The sequence below is a fragment of the Pseudomonas lalucatii genome (assembly GCF_018398425.1).
Lineage (GTDB): Bacteria > Pseudomonadota > Gammaproteobacteria > Pseudomonadales > Pseudomonadaceae > Aquipseudomonas > Aquipseudomonas lalucatii.
The window spans coordinates 408,925-430,238 of sequence record NZ_JADPMV010000001.1 but is presented as its reverse complement, the minus strand read 5'-3'; the positions used below and the strand labels follow the sequence as shown (position 1 = coordinate 430,238).

Annotated in this window: 19 protein-coding genes and 3 pseudogenes; 13 read left to right on the top strand and 9 right to left on the bottom strand. The window is 67.9% G+C overall.

The annotated features are described in order from the left end of the window. Positions 1-189 precede the first annotated feature (189 nt). From I0D00_RS21775 to I0D00_RS01880, 6 genes and pseudogenes are all read left to right on the top strand, one after another. A pseudogene (locus I0D00_RS21775) lies at positions 190-1,299 on the top strand (HAMP domain-containing protein); the annotation flags it as partial. Continuing rightward, positions 1,282-2,154 (top strand): methyl-accepting chemotaxis protein, encoded by an 873-nt coding sequence (locus I0D00_RS21770; RefSeq protein WP_420850789.1) that lies wholly within the window; start codon positions 1,282-1,284, stop codon positions 2,152-2,154. The pseudogene I0D00_RS21775 and the gene I0D00_RS21770, both read left to right, overlap by 18 nt. Before the next feature lie 103 nt (positions 2,155-2,257). Next, entirely contained in the window at positions 2,258-3,175 is a 918-nt protein-coding gene (locus I0D00_RS01895) for an AAA family ATPase (protein ID WP_213638066.1), read from the top strand. After that, the gene (locus tag I0D00_RS01890) at positions 3,172-4,128 is read left to right on the top strand and encodes a DUF58 domain-containing protein (RefSeq protein ID WP_213638065.1); all 957 of its coding nucleotides are present in this window, start codon (positions 3,172-3,174) and stop codon (positions 4,126-4,128) included. Before I0D00_RS01895 ends, I0D00_RS01890 begins: the two co-directional genes overlap by 4 nt. Continuing rightward, the gene (locus I0D00_RS01885) at positions 4,125-6,119 is read left to right on the top strand and encodes a transglutaminase TgpA family protein (protein WP_213638064.1); all 1,995 of its coding nucleotides are present in this window, start codon (positions 4,125-4,127) and stop codon (positions 6,117-6,119) included. The genes I0D00_RS01890 and I0D00_RS01885 overlap by 4 nt, the downstream gene beginning before the upstream one ends. 126 nt (positions 6,120-6,245) lie before the next feature. Continuing rightward, positions 6,246-7,049: an acyl-CoA thioesterase gene (locus tag I0D00_RS01880; protein ID WP_213638063.1), complete on the top strand. Its 804-nt coding sequence runs from the start codon at positions 6,246-6,248 to the stop codon at positions 7,047-7,049. 10 nt (positions 7,050-7,059) lie between these two features. On the opposite strand, the gene I0D00_RS01875 is transcribed toward I0D00_RS01880, so the two are convergent. Beyond that, positions 7,060-7,884 (bottom strand): TatD family hydrolase, encoded by an 825-nt coding sequence (locus I0D00_RS01875; protein ID WP_213638062.1) that lies wholly within the window; start codon positions 7,882-7,884, stop codon positions 7,060-7,062. A 232-nt stretch (positions 7,885-8,116) separates the two neighbouring features. Between I0D00_RS01875 and I0D00_RS01870 the strand changes: the two genes are divergently transcribed. Further along, on the top strand, positions 8,117-9,508 hold the full coding sequence (locus I0D00_RS01870) for an MltF family protein (RefSeq protein WP_213638061.1): 1,392 nt from the start codon (positions 8,117-8,119) through the stop codon (positions 9,506-9,508). A 119-nt stretch (positions 9,509-9,627) separates the two neighbouring features. Next, a complete protein-coding gene (locus I0D00_RS01865; protein ID WP_213638060.1) occupies positions 9,628-10,062 on the top strand; it encodes a DoxX family protein in 435 nt (144 codons plus the stop codon). A 45-nt stretch (positions 10,063-10,107) separates the two neighbouring features. On the opposite strand, the gene I0D00_RS01860 is transcribed toward I0D00_RS01865, so the two are convergent. The 3 genes from I0D00_RS01860 to thpR all read right to left on the bottom strand — a co-directional run bounded on the left by I0D00_RS01860 (position 10,108) and on the right by thpR (position 12,870). Beyond that, positions 10,108-11,142 carry a lipase secretion chaperone gene (locus tag I0D00_RS01860; RefSeq protein WP_213638059.1) on the bottom strand — a complete coding sequence of 345 codons (1,035 nt, stop codon included), beginning with the start codon at positions 11,140-11,142 and terminating at the stop codon, positions 10,108-10,110. 75 nt (positions 11,143-11,217) lie between these two features. After that, positions 11,218-12,162 (bottom strand): triacylglycerol lipase, encoded by a 945-nt coding sequence (locus I0D00_RS01855; protein ID WP_213638058.1) that lies wholly within the window; start codon positions 12,160-12,162, stop codon positions 11,218-11,220. A gap of 198 nt (positions 12,163-12,360) precedes the next feature. Continuing rightward, on the bottom strand, positions 12,361-12,870 hold the full coding sequence (gene thpR / locus I0D00_RS01850) for an RNA 2',3'-cyclic phosphodiesterase (RefSeq protein WP_246533160.1): 510 nt from the start codon (positions 12,868-12,870) through the stop codon (positions 12,361-12,363). 240 nt (positions 12,871-13,110) lie between these two features. Between thpR and I0D00_RS01845 the strand changes: the two genes are divergently transcribed. Continuing rightward, complete coding sequence (locus I0D00_RS01845; protein WP_213638056.1) at positions 13,111-13,440, top strand: hypothetical protein; 330 nt, start codon at positions 13,111-13,113, stop codon at positions 13,438-13,440. Here I0D00_RS01845 and greB read toward each other — a convergent pair. The 4 genes and pseudogenes from greB to I0D00_RS01830 form a co-directional block, all read right to left on the bottom strand. Then, on the bottom strand, positions 13,431-13,928 hold the full coding sequence (gene greB, locus I0D00_RS01840; protein ID WP_213638055.1) for a transcription elongation factor GreB: 498 nt from the start codon (positions 13,926-13,928) through the stop codon (positions 13,431-13,433). The genes I0D00_RS01845 and greB overlap by 10 nt on opposite strands. 42 nt (positions 13,929-13,970) lie before the next feature. Beyond that, a pseudogene (locus tag I0D00_RS21765) lies at positions 13,971-15,107 on the bottom strand (ABC transporter permease); the annotation flags it as partial. Positions 15,108-15,178: 71 nt separating this feature from the next. Beyond that, a pseudogene (locus I0D00_RS21760) lies at positions 15,179-16,473 on the bottom strand (ABC transporter permease); the annotation flags it as partial. Beyond that, positions 16,473-17,156 (bottom strand): ABC transporter ATP-binding protein, encoded by a 684-nt coding sequence (locus I0D00_RS01830; RefSeq protein WP_213638054.1) that lies wholly within the window; start codon positions 17,154-17,156, stop codon positions 16,473-16,475. The gene I0D00_RS01830 and the pseudogene I0D00_RS21760, both read right to left, overlap by 1 nt. Positions 17,157-17,166: 10 nt before the next feature. Here I0D00_RS01830 and I0D00_RS01825 point away from each other — a divergent pair, with 10 nt between their 5' ends. The 3 genes from I0D00_RS01825 to I0D00_RS01815 all read left to right on the top strand — a co-directional run bounded on the left by I0D00_RS01825 (position 17,167) and on the right by I0D00_RS01815 (position 19,144). Next, on the top strand, positions 17,167-17,772 hold the full coding sequence (locus tag I0D00_RS01825) for an arylesterase (RefSeq protein WP_213638053.1): 606 nt from the start codon (positions 17,167-17,169) through the stop codon (positions 17,770-17,772). 58 nt (positions 17,773-17,830) lie between these two features. Then, positions 17,831-18,112, top strand: a complete 282-nt coding sequence (locus I0D00_RS01820) for a hypothetical protein (RefSeq protein WP_213638052.1) — start codon at positions 17,831-17,833, stop codon at positions 18,110-18,112. A gap of 75 nt (positions 18,113-18,187) precedes the next feature. Beyond that, on the top strand, positions 18,188-19,144 hold the full coding sequence (locus tag I0D00_RS01815; protein ID WP_213638051.1) for a L,D-transpeptidase family protein: 957 nt from the start codon (positions 18,188-18,190) through the stop codon (positions 19,142-19,144). A gap of 135 nt (positions 19,145-19,279) precedes the next feature. Here the strand turns inward: I0D00_RS01815 and oprI are convergent, their stop codons facing one another. Further along, complete coding sequence (gene oprI / locus I0D00_RS01810; RefSeq protein ID WP_003239826.1) at positions 19,280-19,531, bottom strand: outer membrane lipoprotei OprI; 252 nt, start codon at positions 19,529-19,531, stop codon at positions 19,280-19,282. Between the two features lie 505 nt (positions 19,532-20,036). Here oprI and I0D00_RS01805 point away from each other — a divergent pair. Continuing rightward, positions 20,037-21,302 (top strand): hypothetical protein, encoded by a 1,266-nt coding sequence (locus I0D00_RS01805; protein ID WP_213638050.1) that lies wholly within the window; start codon positions 20,037-20,039, stop codon positions 21,300-21,302. Positions 21,303-21,314: the final 12 nt, after the last annotated feature.

The window sequence follows — 21,314 nt, the reverse complement described above, 5'->3', positions numbered from 1 at the left end:
GCGCCCCTGACCTGGGGTCCATGGATAACGACACGGGGTGCCGAAAAGCGACCAGCACATAGCGAATGGCGACCCGCTTTACTTCGGACTGCTTGTTGCCGCTAATGCTTTGCTCCTATGTTGCCGACACAGGGTTCGAGCGTCTCGAAATCCTGAAAGCGTCAGCCTGATGGGGAAGGAATAATAATTATGTGGACTGTCCTGCAGCGAGGGCTCGCCAGCCTGAGCACGGCGAAGAAACTGGCCCTGGGTTTTGGTGTGGTGCTGTCGTTGACCCTGTTGGTCGCCGCCACCGGTTTCTCCGCGCTGCGCGGCGTGGCGGGCAGCGCGGACTTGCTCGAGCGCATGAGCACGATCGGCAGCCAGGTGCAGCGCATGCGCCGGAGCGAGCAGGAGTACGCCCTGACCGGCGACGTGCAGTACGCCAAGCGCCTGCATGAACAGGCCCAGGCGATTCTCGACAGCAGCGGAGCCCTGCAGGCCGAGTTGCCGGGCGGGGAGCGCAAGCTGCTCGAGGAGGCGGGCGGGGCGATCGGTGAGTACAAGACCGCCTTCGACCGCTATGTCGAACTGACCGACAACATGCGCCTGTCGCTGGATGGTGCCAACTGGCTGGTGGTGAGTGCGGCCAACAGCCTCGATCTGCTCAAGGAGGGCCTGGCCGAGGATGGTATCGACCTGCTCAAGAGCAGCCAGGGCCTGGAGGGCGATACCTCGGTCATGCAGGCCGCGCAGATCAGCAAGGTCCACCAGCTGCTGCTGCAGGCGCTCGAGCAGGCGCGGGTGCGTCTGGAGCAGAGTCGCAGCTCCGGCGAGGCGGTGCAGACGGTGATTCAGGACGCCCTGGATGCCCAGGCCCTGGCCGGCGAGTTGCGCGACGCCATGGACGATCCGGGCTACGCCTCGGTGTTGGCCGAGGTCGTCGGCAACGTCAACTCCTTCAACGACCGCCTCAAGGAATACACCGGCCATCTCCAGCAGCAGAAGCAGGAGTACGCCCGCCTGGTCGAGCAGGCCGAGCGCATCCTCGGGCTGGTCGATCAGGCGCAGGAGCTGCGCAAGGCCGACATGCAGGCGCAGTCCCAGGCCAGTGCGCTGCTGATCCTGCTGGCCGCCGGGCTGGCGCTGCTGATCGGCCTGCTGGCGACCGTGGCCATCACCCTGTTGATCGTGCGGCCGCTCAAGCAGGTGATCCTGCAGGCCCAGCAGATCGCCGAAGGCGACCTCAGCGTGCGCATCGAGGTGCAGCGGCGTGACGAGGTCGGGCAGCTGCTGACCGCCATGCAGGGCATGTCCGACAACCTGCGCGAGATGGTCGGTCGGCTGCAGGGCGGGGTGACGCAGATTTCCGCTTCCGCGCAGTCGCTGTCGGCGAGCACCGAGCAGACCCGCCAGGGGGTGAACGGACAGAAAGAGGAAACCGACCAGGTGGCCACCGCCATGAGCGAGATGACCGCCACGGTGCACGAGGTGGCGCGCAACGCCGAGGCTGCCGCCGCCTCCACCGCCCAGGCCGACCGCCGGGTGAGCAGCGGGGTCGAGGTGGTGCGCCAGACCCTGACGCGGATCGGCGAGCTGGCCAGCGCCGTGGAGACCACCACCCAGAGCATCGAGCGCCTCAGCCAGGACACCCAGAACATCGACTCGGTGCTGGATGTGATCAAGAACGTCGCCGAGCAGACCAACCTGCTGGCACTGAATGCCGCCATCGAGGCGGCCCGTGCCGGCGAACAGGGCCGCGGCTTCGCCGTGGTGGCCGACGAGGTCCGCGCCCTGGCGCGGCGTACCCAGCAGTCGACCGCGGAGATCGAAGGCCTGATCGCCACCCTGCGCGAGGGCGCCCGGCGTTCGGTCACCGACATGCGCCAGAGCGGCGCACTGGTCGAACAGGTGGTGCAGGACGCCAACCAGACCGAGGGTGCGCTGGCCGCCATCGCCGAGGCGGTGACGCAGATCTTCGAGATGAACCAGCAGATCGCCGCGGCGGCCGAGGAGCAAACCGCGGTGGCCGAGGAGATCAATCGCAGCGTCACCTCGATCCGCGATATCGCCGACCTGTCCGCCGCGGCCATGGACGAGTCCGCCAATTCCAGTATCCAGCTGGCCGAGCTGGGTCGCGAGCTGCAGGGCATGGCCGGGCATTTCCGCCTGTAACGCGGAGGGCCTGGCGCACACTTTGGTGAGCAAAGGTTTCCGGGCGCTTTGCCCGGGGGCCGTGGACCAGTAGCATCGGCGCACTTGCAATGGGGAGTGACGGATGCGCACGAAACTGGATGCCTGCCTGCACGCGGTGAATCAGGTGCTCTTGGGCAAGGAGACCCAGGTACGCCTGGCCCTGACCTGCCTGCTGGCGCGGGGGCACCTGCTGATCGAAGACCTGCCGGGAATGGGCAAGACCACCCTCAGTCATGCCCTGGCCAAGGTGCTGGGCCTGAGCTTTCAGCGCATCCAGTTCACCTCCGACCTGCTGCCCGGGGACATCCTCGGCACCTCGGTGTTCGACCGCGACACCGGGCAGTTCGTCTTCCATGCCGGGCCCATCTTCGCCGAGCTGCTGCTGGCCGACGAGATCAACCGGGCCACGCCGAAGAGCCAGAGCGCACTGCTCGAGGCCATGGAGGAGGGGCAGGTGACGATAGAGGGGGCGACGCGGCCGCTGCCCGAACCCTTCTTCGTCATCGCCACGCAGAACCCGGTGAGCCAGGGTGGTACCTTCGCCCTGCCGGAGTCCCAACTCGACCGCTTCCTCATGCGCCTGTCCCTCGGCTATCCGGCCCAGGCCGCGGAGAAGGCGTTGCTCCTCGGCGATCCACGCCGCTCGCTGCTGCCACGCCTGCAAGCGGTGCTCGACCACGAGGCGCTGGCGGCCGTCCAGGCCGAGGTGCCGAGGGTGCGGGCCAGCGATGCGCTGATCGACTACGTCCTGCGCCTGGTCGAGGCCACCCGCAGCCAGCCGCAATTCGCCCAGGGCCTGTCGCCGCGCGCCAGCCTCGCGCTGCTGGCGGCGGCCCGCGCCTGGGCCTTGCTCGATGGCCGCGACTATGTGATCCCCGAGGATGTGCAGGCGGTGCTGCCCTCGGTGGTCGCGCACCGCCTGCGCGAGCGGGCCGATCCCACCGGGCATGGCGGCGGGGCCCTGGTGCAGTGGCTGCTGCGCGAGGTGCCGGCACTTTGATCGGGCTGTTCAAACCCTACTGGACGCGCTGGCTGGACCGGCGGATTCCCGCCGCCAGCAGCGTCAGGCTCGACCAGCGCAAGATCTTCATCCGCCCGACCCGCATCGGCGCCGTTTACGTGCTGGCCCTGGTGCCGATGCTGCTGGCGGCGATCAACTACCAGAACAGCCTGGCCTACGGCCTGACCTTCCTGCTGGGGTCGGTGTTCGTCGTCGCCATCCTCCATACCTACCGCAACCTGGCCGGGCTGACCCTCAAGGCCGTCGCCGCGGAGGCGGTCTTTCTCGGCGAACAGGGCATCCTCCGGGTGCGCCTGGAGGACCGCCGGCGGGCGCATCAGGCGATCGGCCTGGGCTGGTCGCAGGATGCGCTGCAACTGGTCGACGTACCGGTCCAGGGCGCGGGCGACTGCGAGTTGAGCCTGACCACGCTGCGCCGCGGCTGGCTGCGGCCCGGACGCTTGCGGATCGAGAGCCGTTTTCCCCTGGGCATCCTGGTGGCCTGGAGCTGGGTCGACCTGGATCAGGCACTGCTGGTCTACCCGCGGCCGCTGCCCGGCGAGCTGCCGCAGTCGGCGGGTGGCGGCGATGAGCTGGAAGAGTTGGGGCTGCACCCCCTGGGCCATGGCTGCGACGACTTCCAGGGCCTGAGAGCCTACCAGCCCGGCGATTCCCGCCAGCGTCTGCACTGGAAGGCCTACTCCCGCGGCCAGGGCTTGCTGATCAAGGACTTCGCGACCCTCAGCGGCCGTGACCCGCAGTTGGACTTCGCGGCCCTGGACGGCGATGTCGAGACGCGCCTGGCGCGGCTCTGCCACTGGGTGCTGAAGCTCTCCGCGCGGCACCAGCCGTTCGCCCTGCACCTGCCGGGGCGGACGCTGGCAGCCGACAGCGGCGATGCCCACCGCGAGCGCTGCCTGCGCGCCCTGGCGCTGTTCGGAGCGGCGCCGTGAGTCCGCAGCCGGGCATTCCCCGGGTCAGCCTGAGCTGGCTGCTGGTCGCCCAGTTGCTGGTGATCATCCCCCACCTCGGCCATCTGCCGGCGTGGACCACCGTGCTGTGGCTCGGCTGCGCAGCCTGGCGAATCCAGATCTATCGCATGCGCGCCGGCTATCCCAGCGCCTGGGTCAAGGCCCTGCTGTTGCTGCTGGTCGCCAGCGGGGTGTGGTTGTCGCGGGGCGGCCTGGTCGGCCTGGACGCGGCGGTCGTGCTGCTGATCGCCGTCTTCATCCTCAAATTGCTGGAGATGCGCACGCGGCGCGATGCCCTGGTGCTGATCTTCCTCGGCTTCTTCGCCGTGGTCACCGCCTACCTGTTCGATGACGGCATGCTCGCCGCGCTGTTCAGCCTGCTGCCGGTCACCGCCTTGCTCGCCGCCCTGATCGGCCTGCAGCAGGGCGCCCTGGCCACCCAGCCCTGGCCGACCGCGCGGCTGGCCGGCGCGCTGTTGCTGCAGGCGCTGCCGCTGATGCTGCTGCTGTTCGTCTTCTTCCCCCGGCTGGGGCCGCTATGGTCCTTGCCGATGCCCAGCGACAAGGGCGTCAGCGGCCTGGCCGACAGCATGGCCCCGGCGGATATCGCCGAGCTGAGCCGTTCCGCTGCGCTGGCCTTCAGGGCCCGCTTCGATGGCCAGGCGCCGCCGCGCAGCCAGTTGTACTGGCGTGCCCTGACCTTCGAGCGGTTCGATGGCCGGCGCTGGTCGCAGTCCGCGGCCGTGCGGCCGGTGGCACCGACCTGGCACAAGCGCGGCGAGCCGCTGCGCTACAGCATCGTCATGCAGCCCAGTGCCCAGCCCTGGCTGTTTGCCCTGGATGTCGCCGAAACCTCGCTGCCGGGGGCCCGGCAGATGAGCGACTTCCGCCTGCAGCGGACGCAGCCGGTCGAGCGCTCGCTGCTCTACGAGGTGACCTCCTGGCCCGATGCCGTGCGCGAGCCCGAGGGGCCCGGCGCCGAGGCCGGCGCACGCCGGGCCCTGCAGCTGCCGGCGCAGGGGAATCCGCGCAGCCGCGCCTGGGCCGTGCAGCTCGCGCGCGAGCACGCGCAGCCCGAGCGTCTGGTCCAGGCACTGCTCGGCCATTTCCATCGCGAGCCCTATGTCTACACCCTGCGGCCGCCCAGCCTGGACGCGGACAGCGTCGACGCCTTTCTCTTCGATAGTCGCCGGGGCTTCTGCGCCCACTACGCCGGGGCCATGACCTTCGTCCTGCGCGCGGCCGGCATCCCGGCGCGGGTGGTGGCCGGTTACCAGGGCGGAGAATACAACCCGAGCGGCGACTACGTGCAGGTGCGCCAGTTCGATGCCCACGCCTGGGTCGAATACTGGCTGCCCGGCACGGGATGGACCAGCGTCGACCCGACCTTCCAGGTGGCGCCGGAGCGCATCGAGCAGGGCCTGGAAGAGGCGCTGGTCGAGGAGCAGAGCTTCCTCGAAGACTCGCCCTTCTCGCCGTTGCGCTACCGGCAGCTGGGTTGGCTCAACCAGTTGCGCCTGGGTTGGGACAACCTCAACTACGGCTGGCAGCGCTGGGTCCTCGGCTACCAGGCCGACCAGCAGCTGCGGCTGTTGCAGCGCTGGTTCGGGCAGTTCGATGGCCACCTGCCGGCGTTGTATCTGGGGGGTGGGGCCGCCGCGCTGCTGAGTCTGCTGGCGCTTGCCCTGTTCAGGCCCTGGCGCCGTCAACGCGATCCGCAGCGCCGGGCTTTTCAGCGCTTCGAGCGTCTGCTGGGGCGCCACGGCCTGCACCGGCAGCCGGGCGAGGGAGCGCGGGACTATGCCGAGCGGGCGGCGCGCGCGCTGCCCCGGCAGGCACAGGCGATCCGCGCGTTTGCCGCGGCCTTCGAGGCGCAGCGTTATGCCGGCGCGGGTGGCACGCCGGCGCTGTTGCGCCAGCGCCTGGCCGCTCTGCGCCGGGCGCTGCCGTGGCGGCTCAGCCGGGCGCGGTGAGGCTCGCGCCTGGCGACAGCCGCGCCGAAATGCCGCGCCGATTGGCCGAAGCGGCCTGCTGCCGGCCTATCGGCGCGGCGCGGGTTTCCCCTAAGATCAGCCGCGAACAACTGTCCCGAGGTAGTCATGACCTTTTCCGAATTGCTCCAGGCCGTTCGAACCGACGCCACGTCGCTGCAGATACCGGCCGCCTGGGCCCAGGGGCGCGCCAGCTTCGGCGGTCTGGTGGCGGCGTTGCTGTATGAGGCCATGGGCGCCCGGGTGCCGACGGGGCGCCCGGTCCGTTCCCTGGCGGTGACCTTCGTCGGCCCGGTGGCGCCGGCCCTGCCGGTGAGCTTTCAGGTCGAAGTGCTGCGCGAGGGCAAGGCGGTCAGCCAGGTACTGGGGCGGGCCGTGCAGGATGGTCAGGTGGTCACCCTGGTGCAGGGCAGCTTCGGCGCCGCGCGGAACTCGACGATCAGCGTCGCCGCGGAGGCGGCGCCGCAGCTCAAGCCGGTGGAGGAGTGTCAGGAGCTGCCCTATATCGCCAATGTGACCCCGTCGTTCACCCGGTTCCTGGCGATGCGCTGGGGCATCGGCGGCATGCCGTTCAGCAATAATCCGTCGCGGCAGATGGGCGGCTGGGTGCGCCTGCGGCCGGAGGTCGAGGGGCAGGTGCAGCCCCTGAGCGAAGCGCACCTGCTGGCCCTGGTCGACGCCTGGCCGCCGGCCGTATTGTCGCACCTGCGTGCACCGGCACCCGGCAGCTCGCTGACCTGGACCATCGAGTTCGTCCAGCCGGTGGCCGCGATGGATACCCTGGAGTGGTGCCGTTACCTGGCCCACATCGAGTACGCCCGCGATGGCTACGGGCATATCGCCGCAGCGCTGTGGAGCCCGGGCGGCGAGTTGCTGGCGATCAGCCGGCAGACGGTGACGGTGTTCGCCTGAGGTCAGGCGCCTAATCGGCCTGTGGCTCCTCGTCGATCGCCGGCAGGTCGAAGAACTGGCGGGCGGCGGCGGTAGTGTGCGCCGCCAGGCGTTCCTGGGATTCGCCCCGGTGCAAGGCCACCTCGCGCAGGACCTCGCCGAGCAGGGCCGGCTCGTTGCGCCCGCTCTTCGGCTTGGACCGCAGGCTGCGCGGCAGCAGGAAGGGCGAGTCGCTCTCCAGCATCAGCCGGCCGGCCGGGATCTCCCGCACCAGCGGGTGCAGGTGGCTGCCGCGACGCTCATCGCAGATCCAGCCGGTGATGCCGACATGCAGGTCCAGATCGAGGTAGTTGTACAGCGCGCGCTTCTCGCCGGTGAAGCAATGCACCACCGCCGCCGGCAAGCGGTCGCGGTAGTCGCGGAGGATCTCCAGCAGGCGCTGGTCGGCGTCGCGCTCGTGCAGGAACACCGGCATCTGCAGGGCGACGGCCAGGGCCAGCTGTTCCTCCAGGGCCTTCTCCTGTTGCGGGCGGGGGGAGAAGTCGCGGTTGAAGTCGAGCCCGCATTCGCCGACTGCCCGCACCCTGGGCTCGGCCAGCAGGGCCTTGAGCCGCGCGGCGCTGTCGCCGGTCCAGCTCTTGGCGTCGTGGGGGTGGACCCCGGCGGTGCTGAACAGTTGTTGGCCCGGTTCATCCAGCTGCTGGCACAACGCGATGGCCTGCTCGCTCTCGTCCAGGCTGGTGCCGGTCACCAGGATCTGGCAGACACCGGCGGCGTAGGCGCGGTCGAGCAGAGCCCGATGCTGTCCGGCAAAGCTGGGGTGGGTCAGGTTGACGCCAATGTCGATGAGCTGCATGGTGCTACCTGCTGGCTGGGGGTGGCAGCATAGCAAAGCTTTTTAACCAGAAATAAGCCCATTGCTTTCAAGGGCTTGGGGTCTGGTTCTGCTGCCAGTTGACGGGCTGTTCTGGTATCCGGAACGGGCCTGTGCGACCCTCCGCGCGCCGCGCGCCCGGGGAACTTGTCCGCGCTGGCCGTACTCTCAGTCGACCCGCTCCCGAAGCGTGCGACCCTGTCCTGGAGCCGCGATGTCGCGACCATTGTTCGTCCTGTGCCTGTTGCTGCTGCTGCCGTGGCCGGCCATGGCGCGCCTGGCCGGCCCGCAGGAAGTGGTGCGCCCGGTGCCTGCGCGGGATCTGGCGAGCATCCGCGGCAGCGGTGAGTTGCGGGTGCTGGTCAACCAGAGCCGCAACAGTTCCGGGGAGGTCAAAGGCCAGAGCATCGGCGTGGAGTACCACCGCCTGCGTGCGTTCGAGCAGTTCCTCAATCGCAGCGGGAAGGGCGGCGCGGGGCTCAAGCTCAAGATGGTGCCCATGGCCAAGGATCAGTTGCTGGCGGCCTTGCGGCGTGGCGAGGGCGACCTGGTGGCGCCGGGCGAGTTGCTCGGCCTGGGGGCTGGCGGCAACGTCCGGGCCAGCGCGGCGATTCGCAGCAACGTGCCGCTGATCGTCGTGGCGCGCCAGGGCGATCGCCGCTATCACAGCCTGGAGCAGATGTCGGGCCGCAGCCTGGCGCTGCCGGCCGGCAGCGCCGCGGGCGAGGCGGTACAGCGGCTCAACCGGCAGCTGATCGCGGCCAAGAAGCCGCCGATCATCGTCGAGTGGGTCGACCCGAGCCTGGCGGTCGAGGACGTGCTGGAAATGGTCCAGGCCGGTATCTTCAGCGTCACCGCGGTGGAGCAGCCGATCGCCGAGCGCTGGGTCAAGGTCATGCCGAAGCTGCGCCTGGAGCCGCATCTGGTCCTGGCCAGTGACGGCGACCTGCGCTGGTTCGTGCGCCGCGATGCCCCGGCCCTGGCGGCCAGCATCGATCGCTTCCTCAAGAGCTACCGCGCTCCGGCCGACCAGGACGCGGCCTTCCAGCGCATCTACCGGCGCCTGTATCGGGTCCACTCCCCCCTGGGGCGCGTCGAGCGCCAGCGTCTGGAGCAGCTGCGCCCGGTGTTGCAGCGGCATGCCGGCGAGCAGCAGTTCGACTGGCTGACGCTGGCGGCGCTGGCATTCAAGGAGTCCACGCTCAACCCCGGCGCGCGCGGCGCCGGTGGCGCCACCGGCCTGATGCAGATCACCCCGGCTGCCGCGCGCAGCGTCGGGGTCGGCGATATCGCGACACTGGAGAACAATGTGCAGGCCGGCGCCCGCTACCTGGCGATGATTCGGCGCAACTTTTTCAACAGCCCGCGGCTCAACGAGCGCGAACGCATGGCCTTCGTTCTGGCGGGCTACAACCTGGGGCCACAGCGGGTGCAGAGCATGCGCGCCGAGGCCAGGCGGCGCGGACTGAACCCCAACCAGTGGTTCTTCCAGGTCGAGCGGATCGCCCTGGAGCAGGTTGGCATGGGGGTGGTCAGCTACGTGAACAGCGTGAACAAGTACTACCTGGCCTACGACCGCGAGCGCTATCTGCTGGAGCCTCACTGACGGGCATTGCTCACTAAATATCTAGTAAATAGATTTGTTTGTGGGGAATTTTGCGCTATTAGCATCGTTTAATTCGTTTAATATACCGGCATCTCTTCCCAAGACAGGAATGCTGCCCCATGAATGCTCTACTCAAGTCCCTGGTTGCCACCCAAGCCGGTTACGGCCTGACCGTACTGCGGATCGTCGCCGGCGTGACCTTCGCCGCCCACGGCGCGCAGAAGCTGTTCGGCTGGTTCGGCGGTTACGGCCTGGAGGGTGTCGGCCAGTGGATGGAAAGCATCGGCCTGGCGCCGGGCTACCTGATGGCACTGCTGGCCGGCAGCGCCGAGTTCTTCGGTGGCGTGGCATTGATCGTCGGGGTGCTGGCCCGACCGGCGGCGGCGGTACTGGCGCTGACCATGCTGGTGGCAATCGTCAGCGTGCACCTGGCCAATGGCTTCTTCATGAGCAGCAACGGCTATGAGTTCGCCCTGGCGCTGCTGGCCATCAGCGTGGCGGTGCTGGTCGAGGGCGCTGGCAAGTTGTCGCTGGACAAGCGCCTCGCCGGTTAAGCCCGGTCAGTATCCAAGGCCCGCCCTGTGCGGGCCTTGTGCATTTCAGGAGGACGCTGGGCTGCGGGCCTGGGCCAGCTGTTCCGCCGCCTCCAGGCGCAGACGCTCGCGCTCGTCGAAATGCTCCGCGGCCAGGCGGGCGATGGCGGCTGCCTTGTCCCCCGCGCTGAGACCGCGGCTGGCCGCGATCCTGGCCTTGGCCTGCTGGTAGTCGGCGAGCCGCCGTGCCCAGGCCTGGCGCTTGTGGTCCAGGGCCTCCAGGCGTTCGGTGGCCGCGGCGCCAACCATCTGCAGGCGCAGATGCCGAATCTGCGCGGCGTCTGCGCCATCGACCTGCAGCTTGGCGGTCTGCTGGCGCAGGTCGTTCTGCAATTGCGGCAGCAGGCTGGCCTGTAGGTCCGGCGGCAGGCCCTCGCGCAGCCGGTCGAGGGCAGCGGCCTTGCCTGCGATGTCCAGGCCGGCGTCCTGCTGGATGGCCAGGCGCTGCAGGCTGTACTGGTTGTAGGCTTGCTCCCGGGCAAAGAATGCCAGATGCGCCTCAGGGCCGAACAGGCTGGCGCGCAGGGCCTGGACCGCGGCCTCACGCTGGCGCAGGGCGTCCAGGCTGGCCTGCTGGGGCCAGTCGCGCTCCAGCAACACCAGTTCGCGCCGGTAGTCGAGGTACTGGTTCAGCAGCGCCAGCGCCTGCTCCCGCGCCGGTGTCGGCAGTTGCTCGGCAATATGCAGGCGCAGGCGTTCGACGCTGCTGCGTAGCGGCTCCTCGCCGATGGCCGCGAGGAAATAGTCGAATATCCGCCGGATGTCTTCGCTGATGAGCAGGTGCCCGGCAGCGTCCGTGCGAAACCTCCCGTCCACCCGGGTGCCGGCGAAGGAGGCGGGCAGCGTCTGTGGCGCCTGGCTCCGGGCGGCCGCAGGTGAAGCGCTGGTGGACTGTTGCGGTGCAGTCTCGGCGGCCTGGCGGGCCCCGTGCGGAAGCTGAACGGCGGGTGTACTCGGGCCGGGCTGCGGCCCGACGAGATCGAGCAGGACGAGGAGGACGGCAATGAAGGCCAGCAGCGGGAGCAGCAACAGTTTCTTCACGGGTCGTTTCGCCGAGTGAGCATGGGCCCCGAGGCCGGGGCTTGGGGAGGCGGGGTCCTGCGGGACCCCGGGTGCTTACAGGCCGTCGTTCTTCAGGCGGTTGGCGTGTTGCCGGTAGACCGTCACCGGGTCGGTTTCGAACCAACTGGTCAGGCCGAAGGTCTGGTTGACCTCGTCGAGATGGTTCATCAGGTAGTCATCGCGAATAACCTTGCCGAGGTGCGAGCTGCAGCGCCCGACCAGACCGTCGTTGGCTTCGCCATTGAAGGTCAGCGCGCTGGCGCCGAGCATCAGGTCGCTCGGGTCGAGCAGGTGGGTCAGCGGGCTGGTGCCGCTCCAGGAGTAATAGCGCACACCGCCTACGCTGTAGGCCCCTTCGCCGCAACTGCTGGTCGGCACGCCCTGGGGGTACTTGGCGTTGAAGCGTGCCGCCCCTTCGCTGTTGAGCGATTCGAGGGCGCCCAGGGCATCCTGCGGGCTGGCGCTGGAGCTGCCGGAGAGAAAGTTGATCAACCCGCCGAGGCCGTTGACGATGCCGGCCAGCAGGGTTTCGCCGGCCGATCCGGGCGGTACCTGGCGGATGAAGTCCGCGGCGGCCGAGCCCTTGTGCGGCGAGCCGACGCTGGTGACCGAGGCGACCAGGTCCGGGCGGACGGCGGCCACATAGCGGATGGTCGGGCCACCGTGACTGTGGCCGATCAGGTTGACCCTGGACTTGCCGCTGATCGCGATTATCTCCTCGACCTGTTCCAGCAATTCTTCGCCACGGGCTTCCGAGGTGTTGAGCTGACTGACCTCGGTGACGTAGACCTTGGCACCGTCTCGGCGCAGGGCCGTGGGGATGCCGTACCAGTAGTCGACGCCGAGGATGCTGTCGAAGCCGAGCATGCCGTGGGCGAGCACGATCGGGTACTTGGTCTGGGTATAGCCGGAGGAGCCGAACCAGAAGGCCTGGGTCTGGCCGGAAAGCATGAGGCCGGCTCCGAGGCCGAGGGCGAGCAGGGTCTTGTTCTTGTGCATGGGTGCTCTCGCAAGGGGTGGGTCGGGCGATCAGCGACTCCGGCGATCCGCCCGGGGTGCGGCGGCTTGTCGCAGAAAGCGTGCCATCTTCGCCTCGAGTGGCACAGGGAGGCTCTGAAACAGGTACTTTCGTGCCAAACACTTTCCCTGACACGGGTTCGCCCCCTGTGGAGCCTGTTACGGTGCGAAACGCCAGGACTAGCGGATTGGCAACAGTGGCCACTGCTCGAGTTGCTGGTAGAGGCCACCTCGCTGGCTGGTTTCGGAGGCCAGCAGGGCGAAATGGCCGACCGACCAATCGAAGGTTGGGCAGGTCGGCGGCGGCCTCGCACTGCACCGGCGCATCAGGGTCAGATGGGCGAGAAAGGACCGCTCCTCCAGCGTGAAGCCGGCGGTGCGCAGTGCCAGATGCAGTTGCCCGGCCAAGTCCAGCAGCGCGGCGGGAGGCTCGCTAGGGGCCAGGTACAACAGGCCATTGCGACGGTGCACCAACCGGTCTAGGCGCAGCTCGAACGCCGTGGCCTGCAGCGCGGCGGCGAGGCCGCGCAGCTCGCCTAGCCGAGTGCTGGGTTGCTGGCCGAGAAAGGCCAGGGTCAGGTGCAGGTTCGCCGCGACCACGGGCCGGCCGCTCAGGCGCTGCCCATCGCGCCATTCGGCGATGCGCTCGGCCAGCCCGGTCGGGCAGCGAAGAGCGAAGAACAGGCGCATGCTGGGGGCATTCATGGGTGCGGCTTCGGCTGGCATATCCTTGTTGACAGTATCGCGCAGGCTTCTCTAGGATGCCGACCCATGCGCCGATTTAAACAGCTACTTGCGGGGCGCCGAGCGACTTGCCATGGGCAGGGCTCCGAGGAGACCTCCACGAGGTCTTCGAAATACCGCTAAAGCGCTGGTTCGGTGTCGCCTCTCACCGCTGCCCAGCGGGATTCCTGAGGCGGAGACGCGAGCATGACCTGTCCCCAACCGCTGATTCGATTGGCCCCCATCACCACCGGGCTGCGCCTGCGTAACGCCAAGATACTGCTTGGCGGCAGCCACCAGCCGACCCTGCTGCGCTACCTGGACGGCTGGCCCAAGCGCTGGGGCGGCTCGCCCGCCTTCCTGATCCAGTTTGCCCGTGCCGATGAGTCCCTGGCGCGCTTTGCCAGCGACAGCTTCGACCTGGCCGTGGTCCAGGCGCCGAGTGCCGAGCAGCTGCACGACACCGTGCGCGAGCTGACCCGGGTCGCCCGCCAGGGCTTGATCACCCGGCGCCAGGAACCGGGCATTCAGGGATAGTCGATCGCCACCACGTACCAGGTTTTCTCCCCGGTCGGCGTCTGCACCCGTACTTCGGCGTCCAGGGTTTTGCCGACCAGGCCGCGGGCCAGGGGCGAGTCGATGCTGATCAGGTTCAGCTTCAGGTCCAGTTCGTCCGGGCCGACGATGCGATAGCGCGCCTCCAGGCCCTCCTCGTCCTCGAGGGTGACCCAGGCGCCGAAGTAGATCTTGTTCGGGTCGCTCGGGCGGGCGTCGACCACCTTGAGGTTCTCCAGGCGCTTGCTCAGGAAACGCACGCGACTGTCGATCTCGCGCAGCATCTTCTTGCCGTAGGTGTACTCGGCGTTTTCCGAACGATCGCCCTGGGCCGCAGCCTCGCTGACCGCCTGGGTGACCTGAGGGCGGCGGACGTACCACAGCTCGTGCAATTCGGCGCGCAGGCGCGCCTCGCCTTCGGGGGTGATCAGGGGGGTACCGGCGGAGCGCGGCGGACGATAACGGCTCATGGGGTTGCGAGGGCGTGAATGGTGATGAGGGCCGCGATCTTATCAGCCCTCGCGCAATACCGTCAGCGGGCTGTGGTTCAGGGCCCGGCGCGTGCCGAGCACCCCGGCGCCGCCCACCAGCAGGGCGCCGAGCAGCGGCAGGCCGAGCAGCCAGGGGTGCGGCTGCCAGTGCAGGTCGAAGGCGAAGCGATAGAGCAGGGCGCTGATCAGCTCGCAGCCCAGCGCGGCCAGCACGCCGCTGGCCGCGCCGAGCAGGGCGAACTCCGTGCGCCGGGCGTCGATCAGCAGACGGCGTTCGGCACCCAGGGCGCGCAACAGGGCGCCCTGGCGGATGCGTTCGTCCAGGGTGCTCTGCAGGCCGGCGAACAGCACGGCCAGTCCGGCGGCGAGGACGAACAGCAGGACGTATTCGACGGCCAGGGTCACCTGGGCGACGATGCTGCGCAGCTGGGCCAGCAAGGCGTCGACCTGGAGCAGGGTCACGGCGGGGAAGGCCCGCGCCAGCTCGACCAGCTCGCGTTCCTGATCGGGCGGCAGGTAGAAGCTGGTCAGGTAGGTGAACGGCAGGTCCTGCAGGGTGCCAGGCTCGAAGATCATGTAGAAGTTGGGCTGGAAGTTGTTCCAGTCCACCTCGCGCAGGTTGCTGACCCGGGCCTCGCGGTTCAGGCCGCCGACACTGAAGCCCAGGCGGTCGCCGAGCTTGAGGCCGAGGCTCTCGGCCAACTTGGATTCCACCGATACCCCGGGTAGTTCGCCACCCTCATCACCCTGCCACCAGTCGCCGGCCAGCAGGCGATTGCCCTCGGGCAGCTCGGCGGCCCAGGTCAGGCTGAGGTCGCGGCGGATCGCGCGCTCGCCCTGGCTGTCCTTGCTGACGACCTGCCGCACCGGCTCGTCGTTGATCATCACCAGGCGCCCGGGCACCACCGGGTACAGCGGCGCGGGGTGGGGCGACAGTTCGGCGAGACGCGCGGCGAACGCCGCCCGCTCCGTCGGCAGAACGTTCAGGGCGAAGTGATTGGGCGCCTGCGCCGGCAATTGCTCCTGCCAGGTGTCGAGCAGCTCGCCGCGCAGCAGGGCGATCAGCGCCATGGCCAGGATGATCAGGCCGAAGGCCAGCGCCTGCCCGCCGCCGAGCAGGGCCAGGGTCAACTGCAGGTCCAGGCTCAGGCGCCACATGATCAGGCCCAGCGCCAGCAGGGCGGCGCCGTATACCAGCCAGGAGCTGGCCGGTACCGGCAACAGGTCGCGGCGCAGGCCGCCGCCGAGCAGGGCCAGGGTCAACTGCAGGTCCAGGCTCAGGCGCCACATGATCAGGCCCAGCGCCAGCAGGGCGGCGCCGTATACCAGCCAGGAGCTGGCCGGTACCGGCAACAGGTCGCGGCGCAGTACCCGCAGCGGCGGAACCCGGCCGAGGGCGGCCAGCGGCGGCAAGGCGAAACCGGCCAGGGCGACCAGCCCGGTGGCCATGCCGGCCAGTGCCGGCCCGGCCCCCGCCGGCGGGCAGGTCGGCGGGGAGCAGGCCACGGAGCAAATAGAACAGGCCGTGCTGGGCGAGCCAACCGAGCAGGGCGCCACTCAGGCTGGCGAGCAGCCCCAGCACGGCCAGCTGCAGGCCGAACAGGCCGAGTGCCTGGCGGCGCGACAGGCCCAGGCAGCGCAGCAGGGCGCTGGCATCGAAGCGGCGAACGGCGAAGCGTGCGGCGGACAGCGCCACCGCGACGCCGGCCAGCAATACGGCGGCCAGGCTGGCCAGGTTCAGGTAGCGTTCGGCGCGGCTCAGGGCGCCACCGACCTGGCGGCTGCTGTCGCGGGCATCCTCCAGACGCTGGTTGGCCGCGAGGGTCGGCTCGACGGCCTGCCGGTAGGCGGCCAGCACCTCGTCCGTGCCGCGCCATTGCTCGCGGTACCTGACCCGGCTGCCGGGCTGCACCACACCTGTGGCCGGCAAATCGTCGAGGTGCATCAGCACATGGGGGTTCAGGCTGTAGAAGTCTCCGGCCTCGTCGGGCAGATAGGTCAACACGCGGCTCAGGGTCAGGCTGGTCGCACCCAGTTCGATGCGGTCGCCGACCTGCAGGCCCAGGGCGGCGAACAGCCGCGCCTCGGCCCACACCTCACCCGGGCGGGGGCCGGAACCGGGTTGCTCGGCCGTATAGGGGGCCGCCGCGCTCTTCAGCCTGCCACGCAGCGGATAGTGGTCGTCGGCGGCCTTGACGCTGACCAACTGGATGGCCGCATCGCTGGCGATCACGCTGGAGAACTCGACCAGCTGGGCGTGCGCCAGGCCCAGGCGCGTGCCCTGGGCGATCTGCTCGGGAGCGGCGGGCGAAGTGCCGGTCAGCAGCAGGTCGGCGCCGAGGAACTCGCTGGCGCGCCTGAGCATGCCGTCATTCAGGCGCGCGCTGAAATAGCCGATGGCGGTGCTGGCGGCGACCGCCACCAGCAGGGCAAAGAACAGCACGCGCAGCTCGCCGGCGCGGGCGTCGCGCAGCAGTTGGCGGAGCGCCAGGGCCAGTAGCCGGGCAAGCGGCAGGCGGGCCATCAGGCCTCCACGTGATCGACCCGATGGCCGCCTTCGAGGCGGATCAGGCGCTGGCAGCGTTGCGCCAGGCGTTCGTCGTGGGTGACCAGTACCAGGGTCGCGCCGCGCTCCTGGTTCAACTCGAACAGCAGATCGCTGATGTGCGCGCCGGTGTGGCTGTCGAGGTTGCCGGTCGGCTCGTCGGCGAACAGCACGGCCGGGGCGGCGACGAAGGCCCGGGCGATGGCCACGCGCTGCTGCTCGCCGCCGGACAGCTGGCGCGGGAAGTGGCTCAGGCGCTGGCCGAGGCCGACCCGGTCGAGCAGGCCGCGGGCCCGGTCGCGGGCATCGCGCCGGCCCTCGAGCTCCAGTGGCAGCATCACGTTCTCCAGGGCGTTTAGGCTGTCGAGCAGTTGGAAAGACTGGAAGACGAAACCGACGTGCTCGGCCCGCACCCGGGCCCGCTGGTCCTCATCGAGCCGGCCGAGGTGGTGGCCGGCCAGGGCGACATCGCCGGCGCTCGGCAGGTCGAGGCCGGCGAGCAGGCCGAGCAGGGTGGATTTGCCCGAGCCCGAACTGCCGACTATGGCCAGACTGTCGCCGGCAGCCAGTTCGAGGGAGAGGCCGTGGAGTATGGTCAACTCGCCTTCCGCGCTGGGGACCACTTTGCTAAGGTTCCGCGCAGTGAGGATGGGTGAGTTCATGGAGGGTCCGATGCGTACAGGGTTGCTGGGGGCCATCTTGGCTCTGCTGCTGTCGGTGCAGGCCGCCGTGGCCGATACCGTGCTGGTTGTCGGCGATAGTATCAGCGCGGCTTTCGGCCTGGATACCCGCCAGGGCTGGGTCGCCTTGCTGGAGCAGCGCCTGTCGCAGCAGGGCTATGGGCACCGAGTGGTGAACGCTTCGATCAGCGGCGACACCAGCGCAGGCGGCGCTGCACGGCTTCCCGGGCTGCTTGCCGAGCACCGGCCGCGCCTGGTGATAATCGAGCTGGGTGGCAACGATGGCCTGCGCGGCCAGCCACCGGGGCAATTGCAACAGAATCTTGCAACCATGGTCCGGCAGTCGCGGGACGCCGGTGCCAAGGTGCTGCTGCTGGGGATGCGCCTGCCGCCTAACTACGGCCAACGTTACACCACGGCCTTCGCTGCGAGCTTCTCGGCAGTGGCAGAGGCGCATGAAGTTCCCTTGGTGCCGTTCTTCCTCGAAGGGGTCGGCGGGGTGCCGGGCATGATGCAGAGCGACGGCATTCATCCCACGGCGGCGGCGCAACCCGTTCTCCTGGAGAATCTCTGGCCGCAGCTGCAGCCACTGCTCTGACAGGCTTTTCTGCGTTCGGCCTTTCGGCTAAGGTGGCGCCCCCGCCCTGGAGCCCCCGATGCCGCGTCCTGCCTGGTCTTTGCATGCCTACCAACTGATCGAGCCGGACGAGCAGCTGGATCTGTTCGCCTGCCGGGAGGTGCGCCTGCACCTGGTCGCGCGTCAGCTGGAGCTGGGTGAGTTTGCCGATCGAACCCTGTGCGGAGGGCTGCTGCCGGCACGACCGCGCTGGCGTGGGCTGAACAGGCCGATGCTGCGTGACGCCCGCTTGTGTCCGGGATGCCGCAGTGCCTTCGAGGCCCAGCGCCGTGGCGCACGGCCGCCTTGGCCCGAGCGCTGAGGGCTCCCGGATAGGCGGGCGGCGGTGTACAATCACACGGCTAGTTCGTCAACCATTCTCGCCAAGGATTACCGGATGTTGTCGCGCGTTTCTGCCGTCGCCCGTTGCCTGCCACTCGCCATGCTGTTCTCCGCAGGCCCCGCCATCGCTCTGGAGTTGCCTCTGCCGCCGGCCGGCGAGGACATCGTCGGCCAGGTGCAGGTGGTCAAGGCCAAATACGAAGATACCTTTGCCGATCTTGGCGTGGCCAATGACCTGGGCTATCTGGAGATGATCGCGGCCAATCCGGGCGTGGATGCCTGGCTGCCCGGTGAGGGGACCGAGATCGTCCTGCCCACGCGCTTCATTCTCCCGCCGGGGCCGCGTGAGGGGATAGTGATCAACCTCGCCGAATATCGCATGTACTACTTCCCGAAGGGGCAGAGCGTCGTGCATACCTATCCTCTGGGCATAGGCCGCGAGGGCTGGAGTTCGCCGGTGGCCGATGCCCGTATCACCAGCAAGACGCCGAATCCAGGCTGGACTCCGCCGAAGTCGATCCTCGAAGAGCATGCCGCCGACGGTGACCCGTTGCCGGCTTATGTTCCACCAGGCCCCGACAATCCGCTGGGCCCCTACAAGATGTCGCTGTCGATACCGGGTTACCTGATCCATGGCACCAACAAGAAGTTCGGCATCGGCATGCGCGTCAGCCACGGCTGTTTCCGCATGCTCAACCAGAACGTGCTGCAGCTCGCGGATATGGTGCCGGTCGGTACGCCGGTGCGAATCGTCAATGAGCCTTACAAGTTTGGTCGCAGTAACGGCAAGGTCTATCTCGAGGCCCATGCCCCGCTGGACGACAGCGGTGCGCCTTCGGTGGTCGACAAGCACACTGCGGTCATCAATGCGCTGCTCAAGCGTGAAGAGCTGGGCGAATTGCGCCTGGACTGGGAGGTGGTGCGCGAGGTGGTCGCGGCCGAAGATGGCCTGCCGGTGGAAATCGCCGAACCCGATGCGCAGCTGGTCAGTAGAGCGGTCAACGCGTTCTGAGGTGCACTGGTTGAGACATGCCCGCCCTGCGCAAGCAGCGGCGGGTTTTTTATTGCCTTCGGTTCTCAGTCGTTCTCCGGGCAATAAAAAGCCGACCCAGAAACTGGATCGGCTCTAATAGCCGTTGCGGGCTATTTACTTGCGGCTGGCTTTTTCCAGCATGCGCAGAGCGCGCTCATTGGCTTCGTCAGCAGTCTGCTGAGCCTTCTGAGCAGCGGCCAGAGCTTCATCGGCCTTGCGATAGGCTTCGTCGGCACGGGCTTGAGCGCGAGCGGCTGCGTCTTCGGTAGCAGTCAGACGAGCTTCAGTTTCTTTGGACATGCTGCTGCAACCGGTAGCCAGAACTGCGGCCAGAGCCAGAGCAGAGAATTTCAGAACGTTGTTCATCGTGTTCCCCTTGAGGTGGAGTTTTCCATATAAAGCAATTTCCCAATGGTAGGAAATTAGCCGGCGTACATACTACCCGTAACCTGTAGTAAGTAAACGGAGGCGAGGCAAGCGCCGTACTTTTTTTTTTCATTGATTTCGTGTGTTTTTCCGTCAGCGTCAGCTTCTGTACAAAAAACACCCAGAACCTCCGCTTACGCTAGTTGCCCGGTGATGATAGGGGGACTACTGAGCCCAGTTGTGCTGCTCAAAAGTTGCGTGCGAACAAGCATTAGTCGACGGCCACGCAGAAGGCAAGTCGGTACAGATGGCAGCGATGCGCTTCCTTGGCTGAGGTGCTCGCCAGGATATTTCCCCTGCATCTTGTGCCTGACCCGCCGGAGCTCTCGGGACCCTCCATTCGGTACGCTAAGTCGTTGATTCGACGTGGCCGATCTTGAGGTGGGCTGATAAGCTCGAGGCATCCGTAACGAGGAGCAAGCTGTCTCAGGCCAAGGATGCGTGTATGTCGAAGTTGATTAAATGGGCTGTGCTGGCGGTATTGGCAGTCGCCGTGCTGATAAAGCTGTCGCTGTGGCTATCGGTGCGCTCGATCATGGAGGATGCGGCGCGGCAGCTGTCGCCGATCATGGAGATTCGCTACGGCGGGATTACGTCTTCGTTCGATGGCCGGGTGGGGTTGAGCCAGATTGAAGTTCGCGTGCCGGCCATGGGCGACAGCCTGCGGATTAGCCATGCCGCACTGAAGTTCGAGGGGCTCGGGGAGTTGCTGCGCTTCAAGGAGCGTTTGGCTGAAGGCCGGTTTCCCGAGCAGATGGCGGTTAGCCTCGAGGGTTTGAGCCTGGATGTCCATGGACCCTTCATGCGCCAGTTGTATGCCGTTCCGGCCGAGCGCAGTGTATTAACGGCGATGAGCGAAGTGGCCTGTGGCAAGATCCGCACCATAGGTACCGATGAGTTGCTGGATATGGGCTACCGCACCTTCGAGACGGACGGCGAGTTTTCCTACCGGATTCAGCCCGGGGCGCGGCGACTCCACCTCAACCTGACTTCGGATACGCGGGATATCGGTGAACTGCGGGTCGCCTTGTCCCTCATCAACATGGCCGACAACCCGGCTGATGTGCGCGTCAGCCCACCGCGGGTCGAGCGGCTGAGTGTCGAGCTCAACGACAACCAGTATCAGCGCAGGGTGCAGGCGTATTGCGCGGCCAAGCTGGACCTGGCACCCGAGGCCTATAGGAAGCTTGCGGTCGAACAGCTCGACAAGGTGCTGCGCAGCCAACGCGTAGCCCTGGATCAGCCGCTGCTGGATGCCTACGCGCTTTATCTGGAGGATCCACGCGCGCTGCATGTCGAGTTCCAGCCGAGCGAAGGCATGGTCTGGGATGGCCTGCAGTTCTTCGATGCCAAGGATGTGCTGGCGATGCTGCGCCCGGCGGTCCTGGTCAATCATCAGGCTGTTCAGCCGTTGGGCTTCGCCTGGGTGGACCCGACTGTGCGACTGGCTTCCGCGACGTCTGCGCCAGCAGCTGTCGAAAGGGTCGGCTCGGTGGCGGCGGGTGCGCGCACCGGGTTTGTCACGGTATCCAGCTTGGCCGATCATGTCGGCAAGCGGTTGCGCTTCGTCACCTACGATGGCATGTACTATCAGGGTATCCTGACCCGGGTTGCGAACGACAAGGCCTATCTCAGGCTACAAGCCGGAAATGGCACGGCGCAGATGTCACTCCGCCTGGAAAAGATCGATAAGGTGCGGGTGCAGTTCTAAGGTTTAGGAGAG

What these genes read in the sequence shown, in the direction of transcription:
- I0D00_RS01880 (WP_213638063.1), top strand. Translation starts at nt 6,246, where the DNA reads ATGACCTTTTCCGAATTGCTCCAGGCCGTTCGAACCGACGCCACGTCG.
- greB (WP_213638055.1), bottom strand. Translation starts at nt 13,928, where the DNA reads ATGAGCCGTTATCGTCCGCCGCGCTCCGCCGGTACCCCCCTGATCACC.
- I0D00_RS01870 (WP_213638061.1), top strand. Translation starts at nt 8,117, where the DNA reads ATGTCGCGACCATTGTTCGTCCTGTGCCTGTTGCTGCTGCTGCCGTGG.
- I0D00_RS01855 (WP_213638058.1), bottom strand. Translation starts at nt 12,162, where the DNA reads ATGCACAAGAACAAGACCCTGCTCGCCCTCGGCCTCGGAGCCGGCCTC.
- I0D00_RS01815 (WP_213638051.1), top strand. Translation starts at nt 18,188, where the DNA reads ATGTTGTCGCGCGTTTCTGCCGTCGCCCGTTGCCTGCCACTCGCCATG.
- I0D00_RS01825 (WP_213638053.1), top strand. Translation starts at nt 17,167, where the DNA reads ATGCGTACAGGGTTGCTGGGGGCCATCTTGGCTCTGCTGCTGTCGGTG.
- I0D00_RS01805 (WP_213638050.1), top strand. Translation starts at nt 20,037, where the DNA reads ATGTCGAAGTTGATTAAATGGGCTGTGCTGGCGGTATTGGCAGTCGCC.
- thpR (WP_246533160.1), bottom strand. Translation starts at nt 12,870, where the DNA reads ATGCGCCTGTTCTTCGCTCTTCGCTGCCCGACCGGGCTGGCCGAGCGC.
- I0D00_RS01845 (WP_213638056.1), top strand. Translation starts at nt 13,111, where the DNA reads ATGACCTGTCCCCAACCGCTGATTCGATTGGCCCCCATCACCACCGGG.
- I0D00_RS01895 (WP_213638066.1), top strand. Translation starts at nt 2,258, where the DNA reads ATGCGCACGAAACTGGATGCCTGCCTGCACGCGGTGAATCAGGTGCTC.
- I0D00_RS01820 (WP_213638052.1), top strand. Translation starts at nt 17,831, where the DNA reads ATGCCGCGTCCTGCCTGGTCTTTGCATGCCTACCAACTGATCGAGCCG.
- I0D00_RS01865 (WP_213638060.1), top strand. Translation starts at nt 9,628, where the DNA reads ATGAATGCTCTACTCAAGTCCCTGGTTGCCACCCAAGCCGGTTACGGC.
- I0D00_RS01875 (WP_213638062.1), bottom strand. Translation starts at nt 7,884, where the DNA reads ATGCAGCTCATCGACATTGGCGTCAACCTGACCCACCCCAGCTTTGCC.
- I0D00_RS01830 (WP_213638054.1), bottom strand. Translation starts at nt 17,156, where the DNA reads ATGAACTCACCCATCCTCACTGCGCGGAACCTTAGCAAAGTGGTCCCC.
- I0D00_RS21770 (WP_420850789.1), top strand. Translation starts at nt 1,282, where the DNA reads ATGCAGGGCATGTCCGACAACCTGCGCGAGATGGTCGGTCGGCTGCAG.
- oprI (WP_003239826.1), bottom strand. Translation starts at nt 19,531, where the DNA reads ATGAACAACGTTCTGAAATTCTCTGCTCTGGCTCTGGCCGCAGTTCTG.